Below are 18,308 nucleotides of genomic sequence, written 5' to 3' on the forward strand. Positions count from 1 at the left end.
CCGCTTTAATAATAAGTGCGATTGGTGAGAAGAGTTCGGATTGCGCGATTTCACTATCGTTTTTGATATCTGTGAAAATGTAAGGCGTAATTACATTTTTAATTTGTTCTCCTTCTAGTACCATTTTTCCTTCTCTTTTTGCCATCTCAATGAAATTCTTCGTTTTATCTAGTTGAGTCTTGTTGATAATTGGACCGACTAATGTACGTTTCTTCTCTGGGTCTCCGGATTTTATTTTCTTCGTTGCTTTCACAAATTGCTTCACGAAAGTATCATGAATGTCTTGATGCACAATAATCCTATTTACGCTCATACAAATTTGTCCTTGATGAAGGAATGATCCCATCACGGCTGCACGTACCGCTGTTTTAATGTCTGCATCTTTAAGAACCACAAAGGGACTATTTCCACCGAGTTCTAATGCTACTTGCTTCAAATGACTACCAGCAAGTCCTCCAATATGTCTTCCTACTTCTGTTGAACCTGTGAAACTCACTAAATTTACTGCATCATGTTCCACAAGCATATCACCAATCTCACTTGGCTCTGTCAAAATAGATTGAAATACACCCGTTGGCATTCCTGCATCATGAAACACTTTTGCAAATACAGAACCACTCGTAATCCCTGTTTGAATATCTGGCTTATGCACAACTGTATTTCCCAGTGCAAGGGCTGGTGCGATTGTTCTCATTGATAGATGGAATGGGAAGTTAAATGGAGAAATTGAGCTAATCACTCCTTTGGGTTTTCTATATATCTTATTCGTCTTTGTTGGAATGAGACCTGATTTTTCTTCAACAAACCCGATTTCATCAACGAGCTTAATCGACTCTTTTAATATCATCATCGACATTCTGAATTCTACTTCAGCCTTAATAAACGTACTTCCTGTTTCTTTTATTAAACAGTCGATGATGTCACTTTTATTCTTATTAAATAATTTATACGCCTGCTTCAAAACCTTTTTTCTCGTACGTGGCAGTCTGCCCCACTCTTTTTGTGCAACCCGTGCACCACTAAGCGCACGTTCTGTTTGATTTTTAGACACAAGTCGAATTGTCGTCAGTATTTCATCATTATATGGATTTAAATTCTCGAAATTACTCATACCATAACCTGAAACAAATTTTCCATCTATATAACTCTTATTCAATGTTAAAAATGGATTCACAAAAATCACCTCTATATTAATAGTACACAATACCTTTTTAAAATTCTTTTAAACCCATTTTCTAAAAATTGAATTAATATTCTTTATTATGAATTTTTATTATGTTATAGTTATAAACATAGATTTTTAACAACTTAGGAGAGTGAATTAAAATGAAGAAAAAAGTTGTACTTGCATACTCTGGTGGTTTAGATACAAGTGTTACCATTCAATGGCTTATTGACGAAGGATTTGACGTTATTGCTGTGTGTTTAGATGTTGGAGAAGGAAATGATCTTGAAGGCACATATAAAAAAGCATTAGACATGGGTGCCATCGATTGTTATATTATCGACGCAACTCTAGAATACGCGAATGAGTTTGTGAGTTATACCATCTATGGTAACTCTATGTATGAAGATAAATACCCACTTGTCAGTGCATTATCACGACCATTAATTTCTAAGAAGCTCGTAGAAATCGCACATGAAACTAATGCAGATTACGTGGCACATGGGTGTACGGGTAAAGGAAATGACCAAGTGCGTTTTGAAGTTGCAATTAAAGCACTGGACCCATCTATTAAAGTTATTGCACCAGTCCGTGAATGGACATGGAGCCGTGAAGAAGAAATCGACTATGCTATAAAACATAACATTCCAGTCCCTATTGACCATGACTCTCCTTATTCTATTGACCAAAACCTTTGGGGCAGAAGTTGTGAATGTGGGATTTTAGAAAACCCATGGGAAACACCACCAGAAGACGCATTCGAACTAACTAAAAACCCAATTGATGCAGAAGATACACCAGAAGAACTGACACTCAGTTTTAATTCCGGATTACCTGTTGCTATTAATGGTACAGAATATCCACTGGAGCAACTGATTTTATCATTAAACGACATCGCAGGAAAACATGGGATCGGGAGAATCGACCATGTGGAAAACCGCTTGATTGGAATTAAATCACGTGAAGTGTATGAAACACCAGCAGCGAAAGTAATTCTTACAGCAAAGCGTGACTTAGAAACGATCACACTCACAAAAGACATCATGCATTTTAAACCAATCATTGAACAAAAATATACAGAGCAGATTTATAATGGACTGTGGTATTCTCCATTGTCTGACGTACTACGTAACACTTTAAAAGACCTCCAACAACCCGTAACTGGAGAAGTGAAAGTTCAATTATATAAGGGAAACGTGACTGTCCTTGGGCGTAAGTCAGAAAACAGTCTATATAATGAAGCACTCGCAACTTACACAAGTGAAGATGCTTTCGATCAAGCAGCAAGTGTTGGTTTCATTGAAATCTTTGGACTCCCTACAAAAGTTAAATCAATGCTTGATAATAAAATAACAGTCGAAAAGTTAAAATAGAGGTAAAAAAGCAGGTATATGCCTGCTTTTTTTATTTTTAAATTTTTAAAACATAGTACTTTACTAGGAATTAAGATTGTCGTATAATATGAAACAGTGATTTATAAATTGAAAAGGAGCAAATCATGAATATATTTTTAGTAATCATTAACCTTCTTGTATTCTTAGGACTACTTGGTTTGGTATTTTTCATGGCAAAAAAACACATCAAGTTTTCATACAGAGTTTTAATTGCACTCGGAATTGGGATTATATTTGGTGCAGTATTACAACTCATCTATGGCACTGAGAGTACTACATTAAGCAATACTATTGATTGGATGTCCGTTGTTGGATCTGGTTTTGTTAGACTCTTACAAATGATCGTCATCCCTCTTGTATTTATCTCTATCTTAGGTGCATTTGCAAAAATGGACGTCAAAGAAAAGTTTGTTAAATCAGGAGTTAAGATTATTTCTATCTTACTTGGTACAACTGCAATCGCAGCAGTTATTGGTATTACAACAGCCGTATTATTTAACTTAGACGCATCAAATATCAACCTTGGTGATGCTGAGAACGACCGTGGTATCACAATTGAAACTACCGCAGAAGGTGTTGTAGATCAGACATTACCACAACAACTTATTTCATTATTACCAGCAAATCCTTTCCTAGATTTCACTGGTGGAAGACCAACTTCTACAATTGCAGTTGTAATATTTGCCGCATTCTTAGGATTTGCATTAATTAAATTAACGAAACACAAGCCTGAAATTGGTGAAAAAGTAAGTAACGGAATTATTGCTATTAACGAATGGGTTATGGAACTCGTAAAAATTATCTTACGACTCACTCCATACGGTATCTTAGCAATCATGTCTGTAACTGTCGCAACAAGTGACTTTAGAGCTGCCGTTGATCTCGGTATGTTCGTCCTTGCATCTTATGTTGCGCTAATCGCAATGTTCGTTGTTCAATTGATTATTATTGCACTTACTGGTCTAAATCCAGTTACGTATATTAAAAAGGCATCTGAAGCATTGCTTTTTGCATTTACATCACGTTCAAGCGCAGGGTCTTTACCATTAAACATTCAAACTCAAACTGCAAGACTAGGTGTGCCCTCATCAATCGCTAACTTTGCAGGAAGTTTTGGATTATCAATCGGACAAAATGGTTGTGCGGGAGTTTATCCGTCAATGCTTGCAATCATGGTAGCCCCACTTGCAGGGGTTGAAGTAGATGCACAGTTCATTATCACTTTAATTGCTGTAACAGTAATCGCTAGCCTTGGTATTGCTGGTGTCGGTGGTGGTGCAACATTCGCGGCTATCATTGTTTTATCTACTTTAAACTTACCAGTTGTACTTGCAGCAGTATTAATTTCTGTAGAACCTTTAATTGATATGGGACGTACCGCTTTAAACGTTAGTGGTTCTATGGTTGCTGGTACAGTTACAGCGCGTACTGATGGTACACTAGACAAAGAAATCTACGACGACCAAGATTACGATGAATTAACAGCAAGTAGTATTTAAATCGACTAAACGGATAGACTATGGCTATCCGTTTTTTTATGTTTTAAATTCTATAAATAGGGAAATAATAACTATATACGAAAGAGAGATGGAGTGATTTTAATGGTTGAAGAAAGAAAAGACGGCAAACTAGACCAAGTAAAAGGAAACGTTAAAGAGACAGTTGGTAACTTAACTGATGATAAATCCCTTGAGCACGAAGGTAAAAAAGACAAAGCTTCTGGTAAGGTAAAAGAAGCGACTGAAAAAGCTTCAGATAAAATTCATGAAACTGTAGACAAATTTAAGAAATAAGTTAGGTTTTGAGATAACTGTAATGAGGAATCATTACAGTTTTTTTATTTTGTTGCTATACTGTTATAGAAGAAAAAAGGATAGGTGATACATGCATTGAAACATATTATTTTAGATTGTGATCCAGGTCACGATGATGCAATTAATATTATTATAGCAACAGCAAAATCCGATATTTTTAATGTATTAGGAATTACAACTGTTGGTGGTAACGTTGAGGTAGAAAAAAATACACTTAATGCTCTAAAAGTTTTAGAATTGTTAAATAGCGACATACCTGTTTACAAAGGACAGTCTCGTCCACTTGTAAAGGAAATCGAAATTGCTACAGAAATCCATGGAGATTCAGGAATGGATGGACCAATTTTACCTGACCCGAATCGGAAAGAAGAAGTGTTGCACGCTGTCGATTTTATAATTGAAACAGTTAAGAATTCAAAAGAAAAAGTAACCCTGGTACCAACTGGTCCATTAACCAATATAGCTATGGCATTAATTAAAGATCCTTCTATTAAAAATAATATCGAAGAAATTGTGTTAATGGGTGGCGGGACGTTTGGTAACTGGACTCCAGCTGCTGAGTTTAATATCTTTGTCGATGCTGAAGCGGCAGAAGTCGTATTTACAAGTGGTATACCTCTAGCCGTATTCGGTCTAGACGTTACACACCAAGTTATTGCAACAGATGATATAGTTGATCGGGTAGGAGAAATTGATAACGAAGTTGCAGAATTTGTAAAAGAGCTTCTTATTTTCTTCGGACAAACGTATAAAGATTTCTTCGGAATCAATGGTGGCCCAATACATGATGCATGCACATGTATGTATCTTTTAAATCCAGACATGTTTACAATGGAAGAGGTAAATATCACGATTGAAACTAAAGGTGAAGCCACTTACGGTATGACTGTTGTAGATTTATTAAAGACAACAGGTAAGAAAGAGAATACAAAATTCGCAACTGGCGTAGATCAAGAACGTTTTTGGGATACATTTATGGATACACTCACGTTATTTAACAAATAACGAATCGCCTCGAACATTTTAAAAGTTCGAGTTGTTTTTTTGATTAATCATTTATAATCTGACGTGTAAAACATTGTGAATTTTTTTGCAAAAACATACCGAAATAAATGACATTAAAGACTTTTTATGTTATATTTAAGTTGTAAATAATCAAGTGAGGAGATGTTTATATGAAAGCTGTAGTATATTATGATACAAAAGATGTACGTATCGAAAATGTGGAAGAACCAAATGTTCAACCGGGACTAGTAAAAGTTAAAGTCGCTTGGGCTGGTATTTGTGGTACTGACTTACATGAATATCTTGGCGGACCAATTTTCATTCCTGGTGACGAACCGAACTCAATAACTGGAAAAGAACGTCCAGTTATTATGGGACATGAGTTTTCTGGGGTTGTTGAAGAAATTGGTGAAGGCGTCGAAGGGTTAAGTGTTGGTGACAAAGTATGCGTCAACCCCGCTTTAACAAATAACCTCCACCCTAATTTCTTATATGATTTCTATAAAGATGGTACATTTATTGGCTTAGGAACTGACGGTGCGTTTGCTGACTTCGTTGTGGTACCAAAGAAAAATATCGTGAAACTTAAAGACACAACTTCTTTAAAAATCGGTGCTTTGGTTGAGCCTACTGCTGTAGCTCTACAAGCAATTCGAGAATCTGAAATGGAATTTGCAGAAACAGTAGCAATATACGGTGCAGGTCCAATCGGCCTTGCTATTGTACTCGCGGCACGTGCAGCAGGTGCAAAAGACATTTTTGTATTCGACTTGTCTGATGAAAGACTCGAAAAAGCAAAAGAATTTGGTGCAACACATACACTAAACTCAGGAAAAGAGAATCCAGTTGAGTACATTCACAATTTCTACCCAGACGGAGTGGATAGAACATTCGAAGTTGCAGGAGTACCTGTCACAGTAGAACAATCCGTTCAATCTACACGTCCACGTGGTATGGTTACAATTGTATCTATTTTTGAAAAGCCAATGGACTTTAACCCAATGTCCCTTACTACGAGTGGTGTGAGAATTTCTTCTTCGCTCGGATACGAACCAGATATCTTCGAAGCAACTGTAAAAATGATTGAATCTGGTCAAATTGACCCAAGCTTAATGATTACTGGAGAAATCGAATTAGAAGAAGTAATTGACAAAGGCTTCAACCGCCTGATTGAAGATAAAAGCCAAGCAAAAATCTTAGTAAAACTCAGCGGAGATGAGTAATCTTAACGTTTAAAACCAGTCCAAGTGACTGGTTTTTTTATAAGTTTTTATATCCTTTAAAAATATTTATATAGAGTATATTATTTAAATAAGACAAATTTTAAAGGTGGAAACATACATGAAACGTATTCTTGTAATTAGTGATATACATGGAGAACTTGGACTTTTAAATCAACTTTTAGAAAAAGTGCAATATAACAATGCGAACGATCAACTTATTCTTTTGGGTGATTATATCGATCGTGGACCTCATTCTAAAGGTGTTATTGAACGCGTTATCGAGTTAAAAGAAGGCGGTGCAATAACGCTGATGGGCAATCATGAGGATATGCTCCTAGGCACTATAGATGGAATCGAGCTTGAAAAAGAACGCTACAGTAAGAATGGTGGACTACAAACCGTTCAAAGTTACGACTCCACAATTAAAAAGTTTCGATTGCCTGATACAGAAGAATTTCATGAACACGTTAAATTTATTCGCTCACTCGATCTTTTTTATGAAACCGATGATTACATCTTTGTTCATGCTGGAGTTGTTCCAGGTAAAACGCTCGTTGATTCTTCAAAAAATGATCTTTTATGGATAAGAGATCAGTTTTTTAAGGCATATGATGGACAGAAAACCGTTATATTTGGACACACACCTACTGGAAGAATACATGGAGACAAGAATTATGCACCTTACTTTGGTAAAAATAATATCATAGGTATAGATGGAGGTGCTGTCTTTGGACAGCAATTAAACTGTCTTATATTACCAGAAAAAAGTTACCAGTATGTAAAAAATAAATAAATATGAAAGTGAAATTCGTATAAAATAGACCCTTTTTTATAAAGGGTCTTTTTTTATTATAGTAACTCTTCTGCAAGTTCAACAATATAACGTAATTTATTCCATTGTTCTTCTTCTGTTAAAATATTACCGTGATGCGTAGAGGCAAAGCCACATTGAGGAGATAAACATATTTGTGATTTTGATACAAACTGAGATGCTTCTTCAATTCTTTCTTTAATTAATGCTTTGTCTTCCAATTCTCCATGCTTAGATGTAAAGAGTCCAAGAACGACTTTTGGTCCATCTTTAGGAATATGTTTTAATGGTACAAAATCACCCGATCGATCATCATCATATTCCAAGAAAAATCCATTTACTTTTTCTTTTGCAAACAAGACCGGTGCAACTTTTGCATAACTTCCTTCAAACGCATGTTTAGAACGGTAGTTTCCTCGGCAAAGATGCGTTGTGATGACTAAGTCATCTGGCTTTTCTTCTAAGACAGTGTTCACAACATATAGTGCAAGCTCAATGGCCTCTTCTCTCGTAAGATCAGGGTCTCCCCAAAGATACTCTTCTGCATTTAAACCTGCGATATACACATCGTCAAACTGTAAATAGCGGCACCCTGCATTATAAAAAGCACGTACTGCATCTTGATAAGTTTTTATGATATCATCCGCGTATTCTTTTATGTCTGAATAAATTTCTTTATCACGAATTCCGCCATTAAATAACTGGTTTGGACTTGGTATTGTTTGTTTGGCTACAGCACGGTCTCCCACAATTTCTTTAAATAACTTGAACTCTTCTATTTGTGGGTGATTTTCATTAAAAGATATTTTTCCGTTATTGCGAATACTCCACGCCTCAGTAACCTCTCCTTTGAACTGATAACCGTGTTCAGGCTCGTAACCTTCTATTCCATTTAATTGTTCTAAAAAGTCTGTATGCCAAAATCGTCTTCTAAACTCCCCGTCAGTTACTGCTTTTAAGCCTACTTCAATTTGCTTATCCACAACTCTTTTGATTTCCTCAGTCTCAATTTGGAATAGTGTTTCCTTCGATATATTTCCTTCCTTAAAATCTTTACGTGCGTTATGAATACGCTCTGGTCTAAGTAAACTTCCTACATGATCTGCTTTAAATGGTCCTTTGGTCATTTCAATCATCTCCTAAATTTTTAATATACTTTTATCTTATGCATTAGAACATTTAATTCTTTAATGAATTTCGCATGTCATTTTTGATTTTAATCGCCCCATTTGTAACTATTGACTAAAAAAATAAAACGCCCTTTGAATATAATTATTCAAAGGACGTTCAAGTAACGTGTTACCACCTTTTTTATGCATCCCTCTCGAGAATACATCTCACAGGTACGACGTGAAATACGCGTATACCTTGGCTTTGTAACGGAAGCACCCGACTAACTCTTACCGGTGGTTCGAATTAATACTTCAGAGGCCATTTTCAAAATAATATCCACTGTCTTTTTTCACCAACCAAAGACTCTCTTTACTGTTTCCTTTATTTTTACTTTCCTCGTCAATAGTTTTAGCTTATTTATTGAGAATAAATATAGCATATGGTTTCGCCTTATGTCAACAGACTATTTAAAATTATCTGAAAACACTAACTATATTTAATCTTTAACAACAATTTCAAGATTTCCTTCTAGTTTCGTCCAATGGTTCACTGGTCCATGTCCATGTCCCACGTGAATACCATTTTTTATCGCACAATAGATAAAATCTTTACTTGTAATAATTGCATCCTTTAGTGAATTCCCTTTGGCAAGTTCAGCTAAAAGACAAGAGGAAAAAGTATCTCCTGTTCCATGAGAGCGATTGGTTTGAATACGATTGGTTTTTAACCAAAATGAATCTTTTTCTAAAGAGACAAAATCCATCGCATATGAATCGTCCATATGGCCACCTTTTATGATCTGTATCAGGTTCTATGGGTATAATATCAGCAATATGCACCCCAAATGTTCTTATTTAGCATAATCACTACGTATCTATAGTTGTTCGACTTTTTTCATAAGTTTTGAATAAATGCGTGTAACAAACCAGGGTTCACTCGATTTTTTAGCAATATCCGTCACTTTAATCCATTCAACAGCACTATTTTCTTCTTGATTTACTAATAACCGCTGATTCATATCCGCTTCAAACAAATAAGACACGTTTAGATGAAGGTGTGATGGGATATATTTTTCTCTTTTTGTATGTCCATCAACAGTTAATATTTCCAAAGAAAAAATATCTTTTGATAAAGGATATACCGCTTCAATTCCACTTTCTTCTTTTGCTTCTTTTAATGCCACCTCTAAAAGGTCGGGATTTCCATCCGCATGTCCACCAAGCCAAGACCATGAGTCATAAATGTTATGATAAGCCATTAATACATAATTTCTATCTGGACTTATGACCCATGCTGAAGCAGTAATATGTGCGACAGTGTTAGTTCTCGTTAATATATCTTGTTCAGTATTTAGCCAGTTCAAAAATATTTCTCTATCTGCTGATTCCTGCTCATTAAACGGTCGTTTTATGAACTTTAAAATGTCGCATAATTTAGTTGTTACTTCATTGTAAATTTTAAAATTCAAACTTATGTTTATCATTTTTATATAAAAATTCCCTTTAAATTGAGTGGTAAAATCAACATTAAAGGGAGAATATAAACATTTCTTTTTGTGTTTTAATACTATTTATTATCTTCATCGAATAATATATATTTGTGTAAATTTTCTATTCTAGATCGATAAGGTTTGAACCCCAACTCTTTGATCCGTTTAATATCTGCTACAGAATGTTTGACATCTCCTCTCCGGGGTGATACGTAATTAAGAGGAATATCATAACCAAATTTATTTTTAAATATAAGATACATTTCATTAAGAGACATAGAAGTCCCTGTACCTAAATTATATATTTTTCCTGTTGTTTCTTCATTATATAATACAATTAAGATTCCTCGTATTAAATCGTCAATATAAATAAAATCTCTAGTTTGATGACCATCTCCAAATATTTTAAATTCAGTTTTATTAATAAAACTTCTCTTTAAAATTGACAATACTCCTGAATAATCAGAATAAGGATTTTGTAACGGTCCATACACATTAAAAAAGCGTAATGATACAGTAGGAAGATTATATAAATCATGATATAATTTCATGTACTGCTCTGAAGTGAATTTTTGAATCGCATATGGAGAACGAATATCTATTTTAGATTCAAGAGATTTTGGCAATTGATCGTTTCTTCCATATACAGCTGCTGACGAAGCAAAAATTATTTTTTTATATTATTGCTATACAAACGTATAGATTCTAAAAGATTTATAGTCGCATTTACGTTGACTTCATGAGATTTTAAAGGGTTGTCAACAGTCTCTACAACGCTCACTACTGCAGCTAAATGAATGACATAATCAAAATCATATGTTTTTATAAGTTGTTCTACAAATTGTTTATCCTCAAAATTTTCAATAAAAATTTGTTCTTTAGGTAAAAAAGATATATTAGATAATTTTCCAGTTGATAAATTGTCTAACACATATACTTTATTTCCTATTCCTGATAATTTTTTAGTCAAATGAGAACCGATAAATCCGGCTCCTCCAGTAATTAAAACCTTCATTTCTATCTCCTATTATTTGAATTTTTTTAAATCTTTTTTAATACGTGTAGTCGAAATATTAGGTGTTCTTGGAAGATATTTTACGTCGCAAAACTCTTTTAAATAATCATACGCACCCCTCCAATCGTCTCCCATTACAAATGTATGTACATTATATTTTTTAATATCATTTAACTTTTGCTCTTTATCTGATACTTCTGGAATGACTTCGTCAACAAAACGCAACGCTTCTAATAATTGCTTTCTTTGAGAATAGTTATAATAAGCTTTTTTATTTTTTACTTTATTAAATTCATCTGTGGATAAACCTACAATTAAATAATCTCCTAACTCTTTTGCTCTTCTTAACAGATTTAAATGTCCTTTGTGAAGTAGATCATACGTACCATATGTGATGATAATTTTCATTATTGTTTCCTTTCTATTTCTAATAACACTGTAATTTGATATATTGTTATTAGGAGTGATTATTATGTTTTTTCAACTTAAAAAAAATGTAAGCGATGCGAATAAATTGCTAGAAACGAACCAATTAGTTACTTTAACTTGGGGAAATGTGAGTGAGATAGATAAAGATTTAAATGTCATTGGCATTAAACCTAGCGGTATCCCCTATTCACAATTAAAACCTGAACATATTGTAATCGTAAATTTAGATGGACAAATTATCGATGGCGATTTAAATCCATCTTCCGATTTGGAGACTCATCTTTATTTGTATAATAAATTTCCTACCATTAAGGGCATTACACATACACATTCATCGTATGCAACTTCTTTCGCACAATCTGGAATAAGTATTCCTCCACTCGGAACAACTCATGCAGATCATTTTTATGGCAGTATTCCAATCACAAGAAAATTATCAGATAATGAAATTCTTTATAACTATGAAAGAAACACAGGAAGAGTTATTTACGAAATATTTTCAGATTTGAATATAATGCCTCAAGATATACCGGGTGTCCTTGTTAATCAACACGGTCCATTTACTTGGGGAAAATCTGCCTTAGATTCACTTGAAAATGCTATTGCTTTGGAAGAAGTAGCAAAAATGACATTTAATGCAAAATTACTCTCTAATAATTTTGAGGCCATTAATCAAACTTTGTTAGATAAACATTTTCTCAGAAAAAATGGAGCACGTGCAACTTATGGACAAAATAATAATTCTAATATTTGATGTAACCAATAATTATTCTTATAGTTTTAGCTTTAAAAATAATTAAAAAGAGACTATAAAATATTATTGTAATGAATACACTACTTAAAAGTTTTAACAGCAACGCAAACATAAAATATTTATAAATAATATAAGCAATAGTACTAGAAATTAAAGAAGCAACGATTATTTTAATTAATTCACTTGTGATTTCTCTCGCATGTATATTTACATATTTTTTTATTTTAAAAAAAGAATATATAAATCCAATCATCGAAGCTAAAGAAGTCGCCAAAGATAACCCAAAAACACCAAGTATGTTTATGAGAATTAAATTTAATATTATATTAGATAAAACAGTAACTATACTGATTTTCATTACCATTTTTGTATCACCATTCGAGTAAAAAACGACATCTATTATTTCTTTATAACTATAAAAACATAACCCTAGGATATATCCAGTAAAGGCTAAAGAAGTTAAAGTAACAGATTTTTGTTCAAACGCACCGCGTTCAAAAATGGTACTCACTATATCTGCACTGTAGAAAACAGAAATAAAAGTTACTGGAATCATCACAGCAGATATTAAATATATAATTTTTATTAAGTGATTTTTAAGTTCTCTTTTTTCATTTTTTGCTACTAACTCAGTTGCGGTTGGATACCATACCGTAGCAATAGCTGTAGATACTATTCCATTGAAGACATTTACTAATCTTTGTCCATAGCTTAAACTAGATACTGCTCCAATTTCTAAAGTTGAAGATAATATTCGGTCAACTAAAGTATTCAGTTGTATCACTGCAGCATTAGTAATCGCTGCTGGAAAATTTTTAAAAATTTCAATAACATTTTTATTTTTTAAATCTAAATCTATTCTAAATTTATATCCCCAATTTAAGAATGGCAATACGATCAAAAATCTTAAAATACTGCCAAATACTAATGCATAGGCAAAAACCTTTACTCCATATTCATCGTAATAAAAAAATCCAAGTATAAATAGTGGAAGATATGATACAATTTCTCTGATTTTACTCGCGAAAAATTTTTTATGAGCTTCTAACATTGCTGAATAAATAGAAGCAATAATAATAAAAACATATTGAATAGACACGATTTGTAGCAAATCTGTAGTTAATAATTTAGTTTCATGATTAAATCCAGGAGCTACCATACCCACAATAATATCTGCGAAAAAAAATAGAACTACGGAAAATACTAATGATATTAAAATAAATAAATTGAGGATTTTATTGGCTAGAATATCTGCTTCTTTCACATTAATAGTAACACTTATTTTTTTGTATACGGGCAAAAAAACTGCCCATATTCCTAGGCTAAGCATGGGATATAAAATTAAGTGAACTCCATTCAAAGTGTTGAATGCATCTGCTTTATAAGAAGTCCCTAAGTAATAACTTATAACTAACTCAGATAGAAAAGCCATAAGTTTTGCTAGTATTGTCAGTGTAAATACCACCAAGAAACTAATTGTGATTTTTTTAAATTTCATTAAAGATCCTTAACCTAACGTTTTATAATTAATTTCATTTAAAATTATATTGGTATTGTAATTTATAGAATTTAATCCATTTAGTTTAACTTTTAAAATATTCTTATTTTTATTAATAGCATTTTGCATTTTTTCTAGTTGTTTCTCATTTGACGTTAAAGCATTTAACATATCATTCGAAGATAGATGATCGAAAATACTAGTTTTGTTCAAACGCTTTTGCATCCTTTCTATTGATATTCTTTTACCCACTTTTACTTCAATATTTATAATTGTCAAATGCATAGATATTTCATTCACTAGACTATCGAAATAAGCCCTATCTATCAACTCACCGTATTTAGTAGAAGACCATAATTTATGTAATATACCTGAATCGTAGATTATATAATCGACTTTCTCATATTCATTTTTAATTAATAAACCTATATAAAAATGTTCCATAGCATTTATTAAAAAACGAAAATTATGCCATGAATATTTTTTTTGCGCAATAAAAATATGAATAAAGGGTTTTGCATGATTAGGTTCTTTAAAGATATAAATTATTAACATCAAATATTTTATTATTTTAACCTTTCTTTTAAACCCTAAAATTTTAGTGATATCATCTGAATCTACGCAAAAGTTATTTTTTTTCATTGATGTATATAATGCTTTATATAACGCTGTTTTTCCAGAACCTGGATTCCCAGTAAATTCAATTACTTTCATTTCTATTCCCTTAACCATTATTTTTTAAGTCATTAGTAATCATTTGTATAATTTGCTGTTCGCCTAATTGATCTGTATTTATTTTTTTTATATTTTTATTTTTTAAATATTTATAATCAAAAATCTTTTTCTTTCTTTTAAGTTCTATTATTGAGTATTCACTTTCAAACTCTGAAGGTTTTCTTTGGATAGAAGTATTAACATCACAATAAAAATAATAAATTAAGTGTGGCATAGGCATTAAAGAATATATAACCTTATCTAAAATCCTTTTAAATTTTCTAGCGTCTGTAGGATTATATAATGGATGTCTATCATAAATAATTACTCCTTTTTTCCTCTCATTTTTTATAACACGGTACCATCGATCATAATAGAGTGACACTCCACTTAAAATTTTGAAAAATACGTTGTCCTTTTTTTTCTGCACAATATATTTTCTAAATTTTGTTTCAGCAGACTTATTTGCGCCCATATGCTGTATTTCAATTTTTTCATCCAACTTATTTTTTAATATATTTGCGATCGTTGACTTTCCAGTGCCATCTACACCGATAAAAGCTATTTTAATTTCTTTCAAAATAAATACCTCTCTTATTTATTTATAAAATTTCTTAAAGGAATCATCATCTGGTTTTTAATCCATAAAAAATGTTCACCATAAAATTTCTCTGAGTTAAATAAATATAGCAATAATAGAAATATTATATATATACCAAATGTGAACAAAATCTCTATCATAAATAACAAATTTAAAAAACTAGTAATTTTTTCCATAATAATTATTGATAAAAAAGCCATTAATATGGCATAAAATACTGGTTTATGTGCCAGTATTAATTTTTTAATTGAAATTTTTAAATTTTTTATAGTTAATATAGTCATTAACAAATAATTAATTAAGATTCCCAATAATACGCCAATACTAACACCTTCTATTCCCCAATTTTTCCCATACCAAGCTCCTACTAATATTAAAAAAGCGTAAATTATTTTTATCACAGAATATTGGTAAACTAAACCCAGTGCTTGTATATAAGAATCACTAATTCTATAACTCGTTCTAAACATTAACCCTATAATTAATATTTTAAAAATAGGTACGATAGATATCCAATTACTCCCATATATAGCATACACAATTTCTTCTGCTAAATAATACATAAGTATGCTGCTAGGAATAGTCAAAAAGGATATTAATGATAAGTTCATTTCATATATGTATGCTATTTTTTCTTTCTGAGTTTGCATTTTAGAAATAGCTGGAAATAATACTGCATCTATAATCTTAGTAAACAAATTGGCAGGAGCGACTAACAATTGATATGCTCTATCATATTGACCTAAAGTATATGCTCCAAATGATCGACTTACAACAAGTTTATCTAATTCCTTAGCTAATTGGTTAGCAGTCTTGCTAATTGTAAATCCACCCCCAAAAAAAATAAATTCTTTAAATTCTTTTTTATTAATTTGAAATTTTAAAGGATATGGTTTATATATATATAATAATATAGCTTTTAAAACATTTTGAATTATTAATGCCAACACCAATGCCCAATAATTAAAATGTAATAGAGCAAGTAAAATAGCTGAACTTGAATATAAAATAAATGTGATAATATCGATTTTTATAATAATTTTGAAATTCATATCTCTTTGAATCAAAGATTCTGAAATTGTAGAGAAACCCTTAGCTATAAAAATGATAGTAATTAATTTTAGTACTAAACTCGTTTCTTTTATATTCAATAAATCTGCTATAAAATCAGACATGAAAAATATAATAGAAGCACATGCCACACTAAAAATCAGAGTAATAGTAAACCCTGTTTTTATATGAGATTTAGTTATATGAGGACGTTGTATTAGTACAGGGCCAACTCCTATTAAAGAAAAAAGTTTTGCTAATGATATTACAACTCCTGCTGCTGAGACAATTCCGAAATCTTCCGGTTTCAATAAACGGACCAAAAGAAATAAAGATATAAATTGTAGAATAAATTGTGCGAATTTTCCAATAGTCATCCACATGATTCCTAGAAACGTTTTTTCGGCCAAAGTATTATTCAATTATCTCACTAACTTTCGTAATAAATTTTTGCGTAAAAATCAACTTTTTTTCTTATTTCTCTATCTGCGCCACTCCAATTTTTATTTGGGTATATATAATCCAATCCATATAATTCAATTAAATGTTCGTGATAGTTTGCTGGAATTGGTAATTTTTTCTCGTACATCAAATGTTTATCTAATTCGAAATTATTTACTACATTTTCATAAACAATCAAACCACCATATTTTTTAATGCATTCGTTGGGACTCAAGTCTTTTGTAGTCATGTAGTCATAAAATATTATTTTATCGTTTTTCTTATATGCAAGAAATATATCTACCTGAGCAGTTTTATATTTAAAAGTTACTTCTATTAAAGTATTATCTAATAAGCGTGCTTCTTTTATTTTTTTAAATCCTGCATTAATTATCTTGTTTTCAATGTAATCGTCATATACCTCTCTAGGCATGGCTAAATCAATATCTGCATCATGTGATAAAATTTTATTTTCTCTAATAGCACCCAATAAAGTACCAAATTCTAACCAATATGTATAATTATTTTCTGTTAAAGTGGTTGTCATTTTTTCTAAAGCAGGCTTTGCATTACGTTTAAAAGCAGTCGATTGCATTAACAGATATGGCTTTAATAATAGTTTTTTTGCATATCTATAAACCCCTAATCGATAAAAAACATCTTTTATAAAATTTTCCACGTACTTACTCTCCTATTTTTTATTTAAAACATGTGTATAAAAATTAATTGTTTTTTTATACATCTTATCAAAAGTAAAATGTTCTAAGTATTTTTCATAAGATGAATCACCATATTTTTTTAATAATTTGTTATCATTAAGTAACATTTTAAGCGCATTTGAAATTTCTTCTACATTATTGTTTACAAGTAACCCTTGTTTTTTATTTTCTATCAACTCTTTGATTCCTCCCACATCTGAAGCGATTATTGGAAGTTTTGCTCTCATACCTTCTATAATACTAATCGGCAATCCTTCAGATTTACTAATTAATAACAAAACATCAGATTTTTCTAAATATGGAATCACATTATTTTTTTCTCCTGTAAATATGATTTTTTTATCTAAATCCAACTGTTTGGCATAGTCTTTAATAACATTCAAATTTGGTCCGTCTCCTACTAACGTTAATTCCCAATTATCAATCTCTATGTTCTTTAAAGCTGTTAGTAATAGGTGATGATCTTTAGGGTGAGCAAATCGTGAAACCATAATCAAATGTAATGTATCTCTTACGTCGTCGTTCCTGCAAAATCTCACATCTTCTATACCATTGTGGATGACTCGTGTCGCTTTTTTATTTATTATATTATGTTTTAATCCAATTAGATAATCATTGTATGAGACAGTGATAATCCCATTAGTTATTTTAGCAATATATTTCTCAAGGAATAAAAACAATTTTCTTTTAAAAAAATTGTTAAATGGAGAGAATGACCAACTATGTGCAGTGAATACCGTTGGAATATTTAAAGAATAAGCAGCTATTCTTCCTAAAATACCTGCTTTTGAAGAATGTATTGCAACCAAATCAGGAGCTAACACTCTAATTTTTTTTCTTATTTTATACAAAGAAGAAATGTCTTTAATTATATTAATGGGGGTTATTAAAGAAGAAATCGGTACATACTGAATCCCTTCTTTTTCAAGTTGAGTAACAATTTCAGAATTACCAGAACTCATAACAATCACTTCATGGCCCTCTTGATGCATTGCCTTAGATAGTTCTAACACATGATTTTGCGCACCACCACGTTCATTCATATGGGTAATGAATTGAATAATTTTCATATG

General features: G+C 31.7%; 18 protein-coding genes, 1 pseudogene and 1 other annotated feature. Of the genes and pseudogenes, 7 read left to right on the forward strand and 12 right to left on the reverse strand.

What is annotated here, in order from left to right:
- Positions 1-1,174 (reverse strand): aldehyde dehydrogenase family protein (locus tag IEU51_RS05015; protein ID WP_188349276.1); only part of this gene is annotated, 1,174 nt, incomplete at its 3' end.
- A gap of 152 nt (positions 1,175-1,326) precedes the next feature.
- Here IEU51_RS05015 and IEU51_RS05020 point away from each other — a divergent pair.
- The 6 genes from IEU51_RS05020 to IEU51_RS05045 all read left to right on the forward strand — a co-directional run bounded on the left by IEU51_RS05020 (position 1,327) and on the right by IEU51_RS05045 (position 7,394).
- Positions 1,327-2,538 (forward strand): argininosuccinate synthase, encoded by a 1,212-nt coding sequence (locus IEU51_RS05020; RefSeq protein WP_186086609.1) that lies wholly within the window; start codon positions 1,327-1,329, stop codon positions 2,536-2,538.
- A gap of 125 nt (positions 2,539-2,663) precedes the next feature.
- A complete protein-coding gene (locus tag IEU51_RS05025) occupies positions 2,664-4,058 on the forward strand; it encodes an L-cystine transporter (protein ID WP_186086612.1) in 1,395 nt (464 codons plus the stop codon).
- 102 nt (positions 4,059-4,160) lie between these two features.
- Positions 4,161-4,352: a CsbD family protein gene (locus tag IEU51_RS05030; RefSeq protein WP_186086615.1), complete on the forward strand. Its 192-nt coding sequence runs from the start codon at positions 4,161-4,163 to the stop codon at positions 4,350-4,352.
- A 96-nt stretch (positions 4,353-4,448) separates the two neighbouring features.
- Positions 4,449-5,378, forward strand: a complete 930-nt coding sequence (locus tag IEU51_RS05035) for a nucleoside hydrolase (protein ID WP_408634878.1) — start codon at positions 4,449-4,451, stop codon at positions 5,376-5,378.
- Between the two features lie 170 nt (positions 5,379-5,548).
- Positions 5,549-6,601, forward strand: a complete 1,053-nt coding sequence (locus tag IEU51_RS05040) for a 2,3-butanediol dehydrogenase (RefSeq protein WP_186086618.1) — start codon at positions 5,549-5,551, stop codon at positions 6,599-6,601.
- Between the two features lie 118 nt (positions 6,602-6,719).
- Entirely contained in the window at positions 6,720-7,394 is a 675-nt protein-coding gene (locus IEU51_RS05045) for a metallophosphoesterase family protein (protein WP_186086621.1), read from the forward strand.
- 56 nt (positions 7,395-7,450) lie between these two features.
- Here IEU51_RS05045 and IEU51_RS05050 read toward each other — a convergent pair whose 3' ends face one another.
- The 5 genes and pseudogenes from IEU51_RS05050 to tagD all read right to left on the reverse strand — a co-directional run bounded on the left by IEU51_RS05050 (position 7,451) and on the right by tagD (position 11,437).
- Positions 7,451-8,539 (reverse strand): 5-methyltetrahydropteroyltriglutamate--homocysteine S-methyltransferase, encoded by a 1,089-nt coding sequence (locus IEU51_RS05050; RefSeq protein ID WP_186086624.1) that lies wholly within the window; start codon positions 8,537-8,539, stop codon positions 7,451-7,453.
- 149 nt (positions 8,540-8,688) lie between these two features.
- Positions 8,689-8,937: a binding site (T-box leader), on the reverse strand.
- Between the two features lie 84 nt (positions 8,938-9,021).
- Entirely contained in the window at positions 9,022-9,333 is a 312-nt protein-coding gene (locus IEU51_RS05055; RefSeq protein ID WP_308808175.1) for a bifunctional hydroxymethylpyrimidine kinase/phosphomethylpyrimidine kinase, read from the reverse strand.
- 66 nt (positions 9,334-9,399) lie between these two features.
- Positions 9,400-9,888: an NUDIX hydrolase gene (locus IEU51_RS05060; RefSeq protein ID WP_208455158.1), complete on the reverse strand. Its 489-nt coding sequence runs from the start codon at positions 9,886-9,888 to the stop codon at positions 9,400-9,402.
- Positions 9,889-10,091: 203 nt separating this feature from the next.
- A pseudogene (locus IEU51_RS05065) lies at positions 10,092-11,029 on the reverse strand (NAD-dependent epimerase/dehydratase family protein).
- 12 nt (positions 11,030-11,041) lie between these two features.
- A complete protein-coding gene (gene tagD / locus IEU51_RS05070) occupies positions 11,042-11,437 on the reverse strand; it encodes a glycerol-3-phosphate cytidylyltransferase (protein ID WP_186086633.1) in 396 nt (131 codons plus the stop codon).
- Positions 11,438-11,501: 64 nt separating this feature from the next.
- On the opposite strand from tagD, the gene araD reads away from it, so the two are divergent.
- Entirely contained in the window at positions 11,502-12,212 is a 711-nt protein-coding gene (gene araD, locus IEU51_RS05075) for an L-ribulose-5-phosphate 4-epimerase AraD (protein ID WP_188349277.1), read from the forward strand.
- On the opposite strand, the gene murJ is transcribed toward araD, so the two are convergent.
- Genes murJ through IEU51_RS05105 form a run of 6 tightly spaced genes read right to left on the reverse strand, consistent with a single transcriptional unit; the run spans position 12,202 to position 18,305 of the window.
- Positions 12,202-13,710 (reverse strand): murein biosynthesis integral membrane protein MurJ, encoded by a 1,509-nt coding sequence (murJ, locus tag IEU51_RS05080; RefSeq protein WP_188349278.1) that lies wholly within the window; start codon positions 13,708-13,710, stop codon positions 12,202-12,204. The genes araD and murJ overlap by 11 nt on opposite strands.
- A 9-nt stretch (positions 13,711-13,719) precedes the next feature.
- Positions 13,720-14,424 carry a P-loop NTPase fold protein gene (locus tag IEU51_RS05085; protein WP_188349279.1) on the reverse strand — a complete coding sequence of 235 codons (705 nt, stop codon included), beginning with the start codon at positions 14,422-14,424 and terminating at the stop codon, positions 13,720-13,722.
- A 10-nt stretch (positions 14,425-14,434) separates the two neighbouring features.
- Complete coding sequence (locus IEU51_RS05090) at positions 14,435-15,004, reverse strand: nucleoside/nucleotide kinase family protein (protein ID WP_188349280.1); 570 nt, start codon at positions 15,002-15,004, stop codon at positions 14,435-14,437.
- A 14-nt stretch (positions 15,005-15,018) separates the two neighbouring features.
- On the reverse strand, positions 15,019-16,452 hold the full coding sequence (locus tag IEU51_RS05095; RefSeq protein WP_188349281.1) for a lipopolysaccharide biosynthesis protein: 1,434 nt from the start codon (positions 16,450-16,452) through the stop codon (positions 15,019-15,021).
- A 53-nt stretch (positions 16,453-16,505) separates the two neighbouring features.
- Positions 16,506-17,195 (reverse strand): LicD family protein, encoded by a 690-nt coding sequence (locus IEU51_RS05100; RefSeq protein ID WP_188349282.1) that lies wholly within the window; start codon positions 17,193-17,195, stop codon positions 16,506-16,508.
- A gap of 12 nt (positions 17,196-17,207) precedes the next feature.
- Positions 17,208-18,305 (reverse strand): glycosyltransferase family 4 protein, encoded by a 1,098-nt coding sequence (locus IEU51_RS05105; RefSeq protein ID WP_186088628.1) that lies wholly within the window; start codon positions 18,303-18,305, stop codon positions 17,208-17,210.
- Positions 18,306-18,308 lie beyond the last annotated feature (3 nt).

The organism is Phocicoccus schoeneichii (genome assembly GCF_014635565.1).
Classification (GTDB): Bacteria; Bacillota; Bacilli; order Staphylococcales; family Salinicoccaceae; genus Phocicoccus; species Phocicoccus schoeneichii.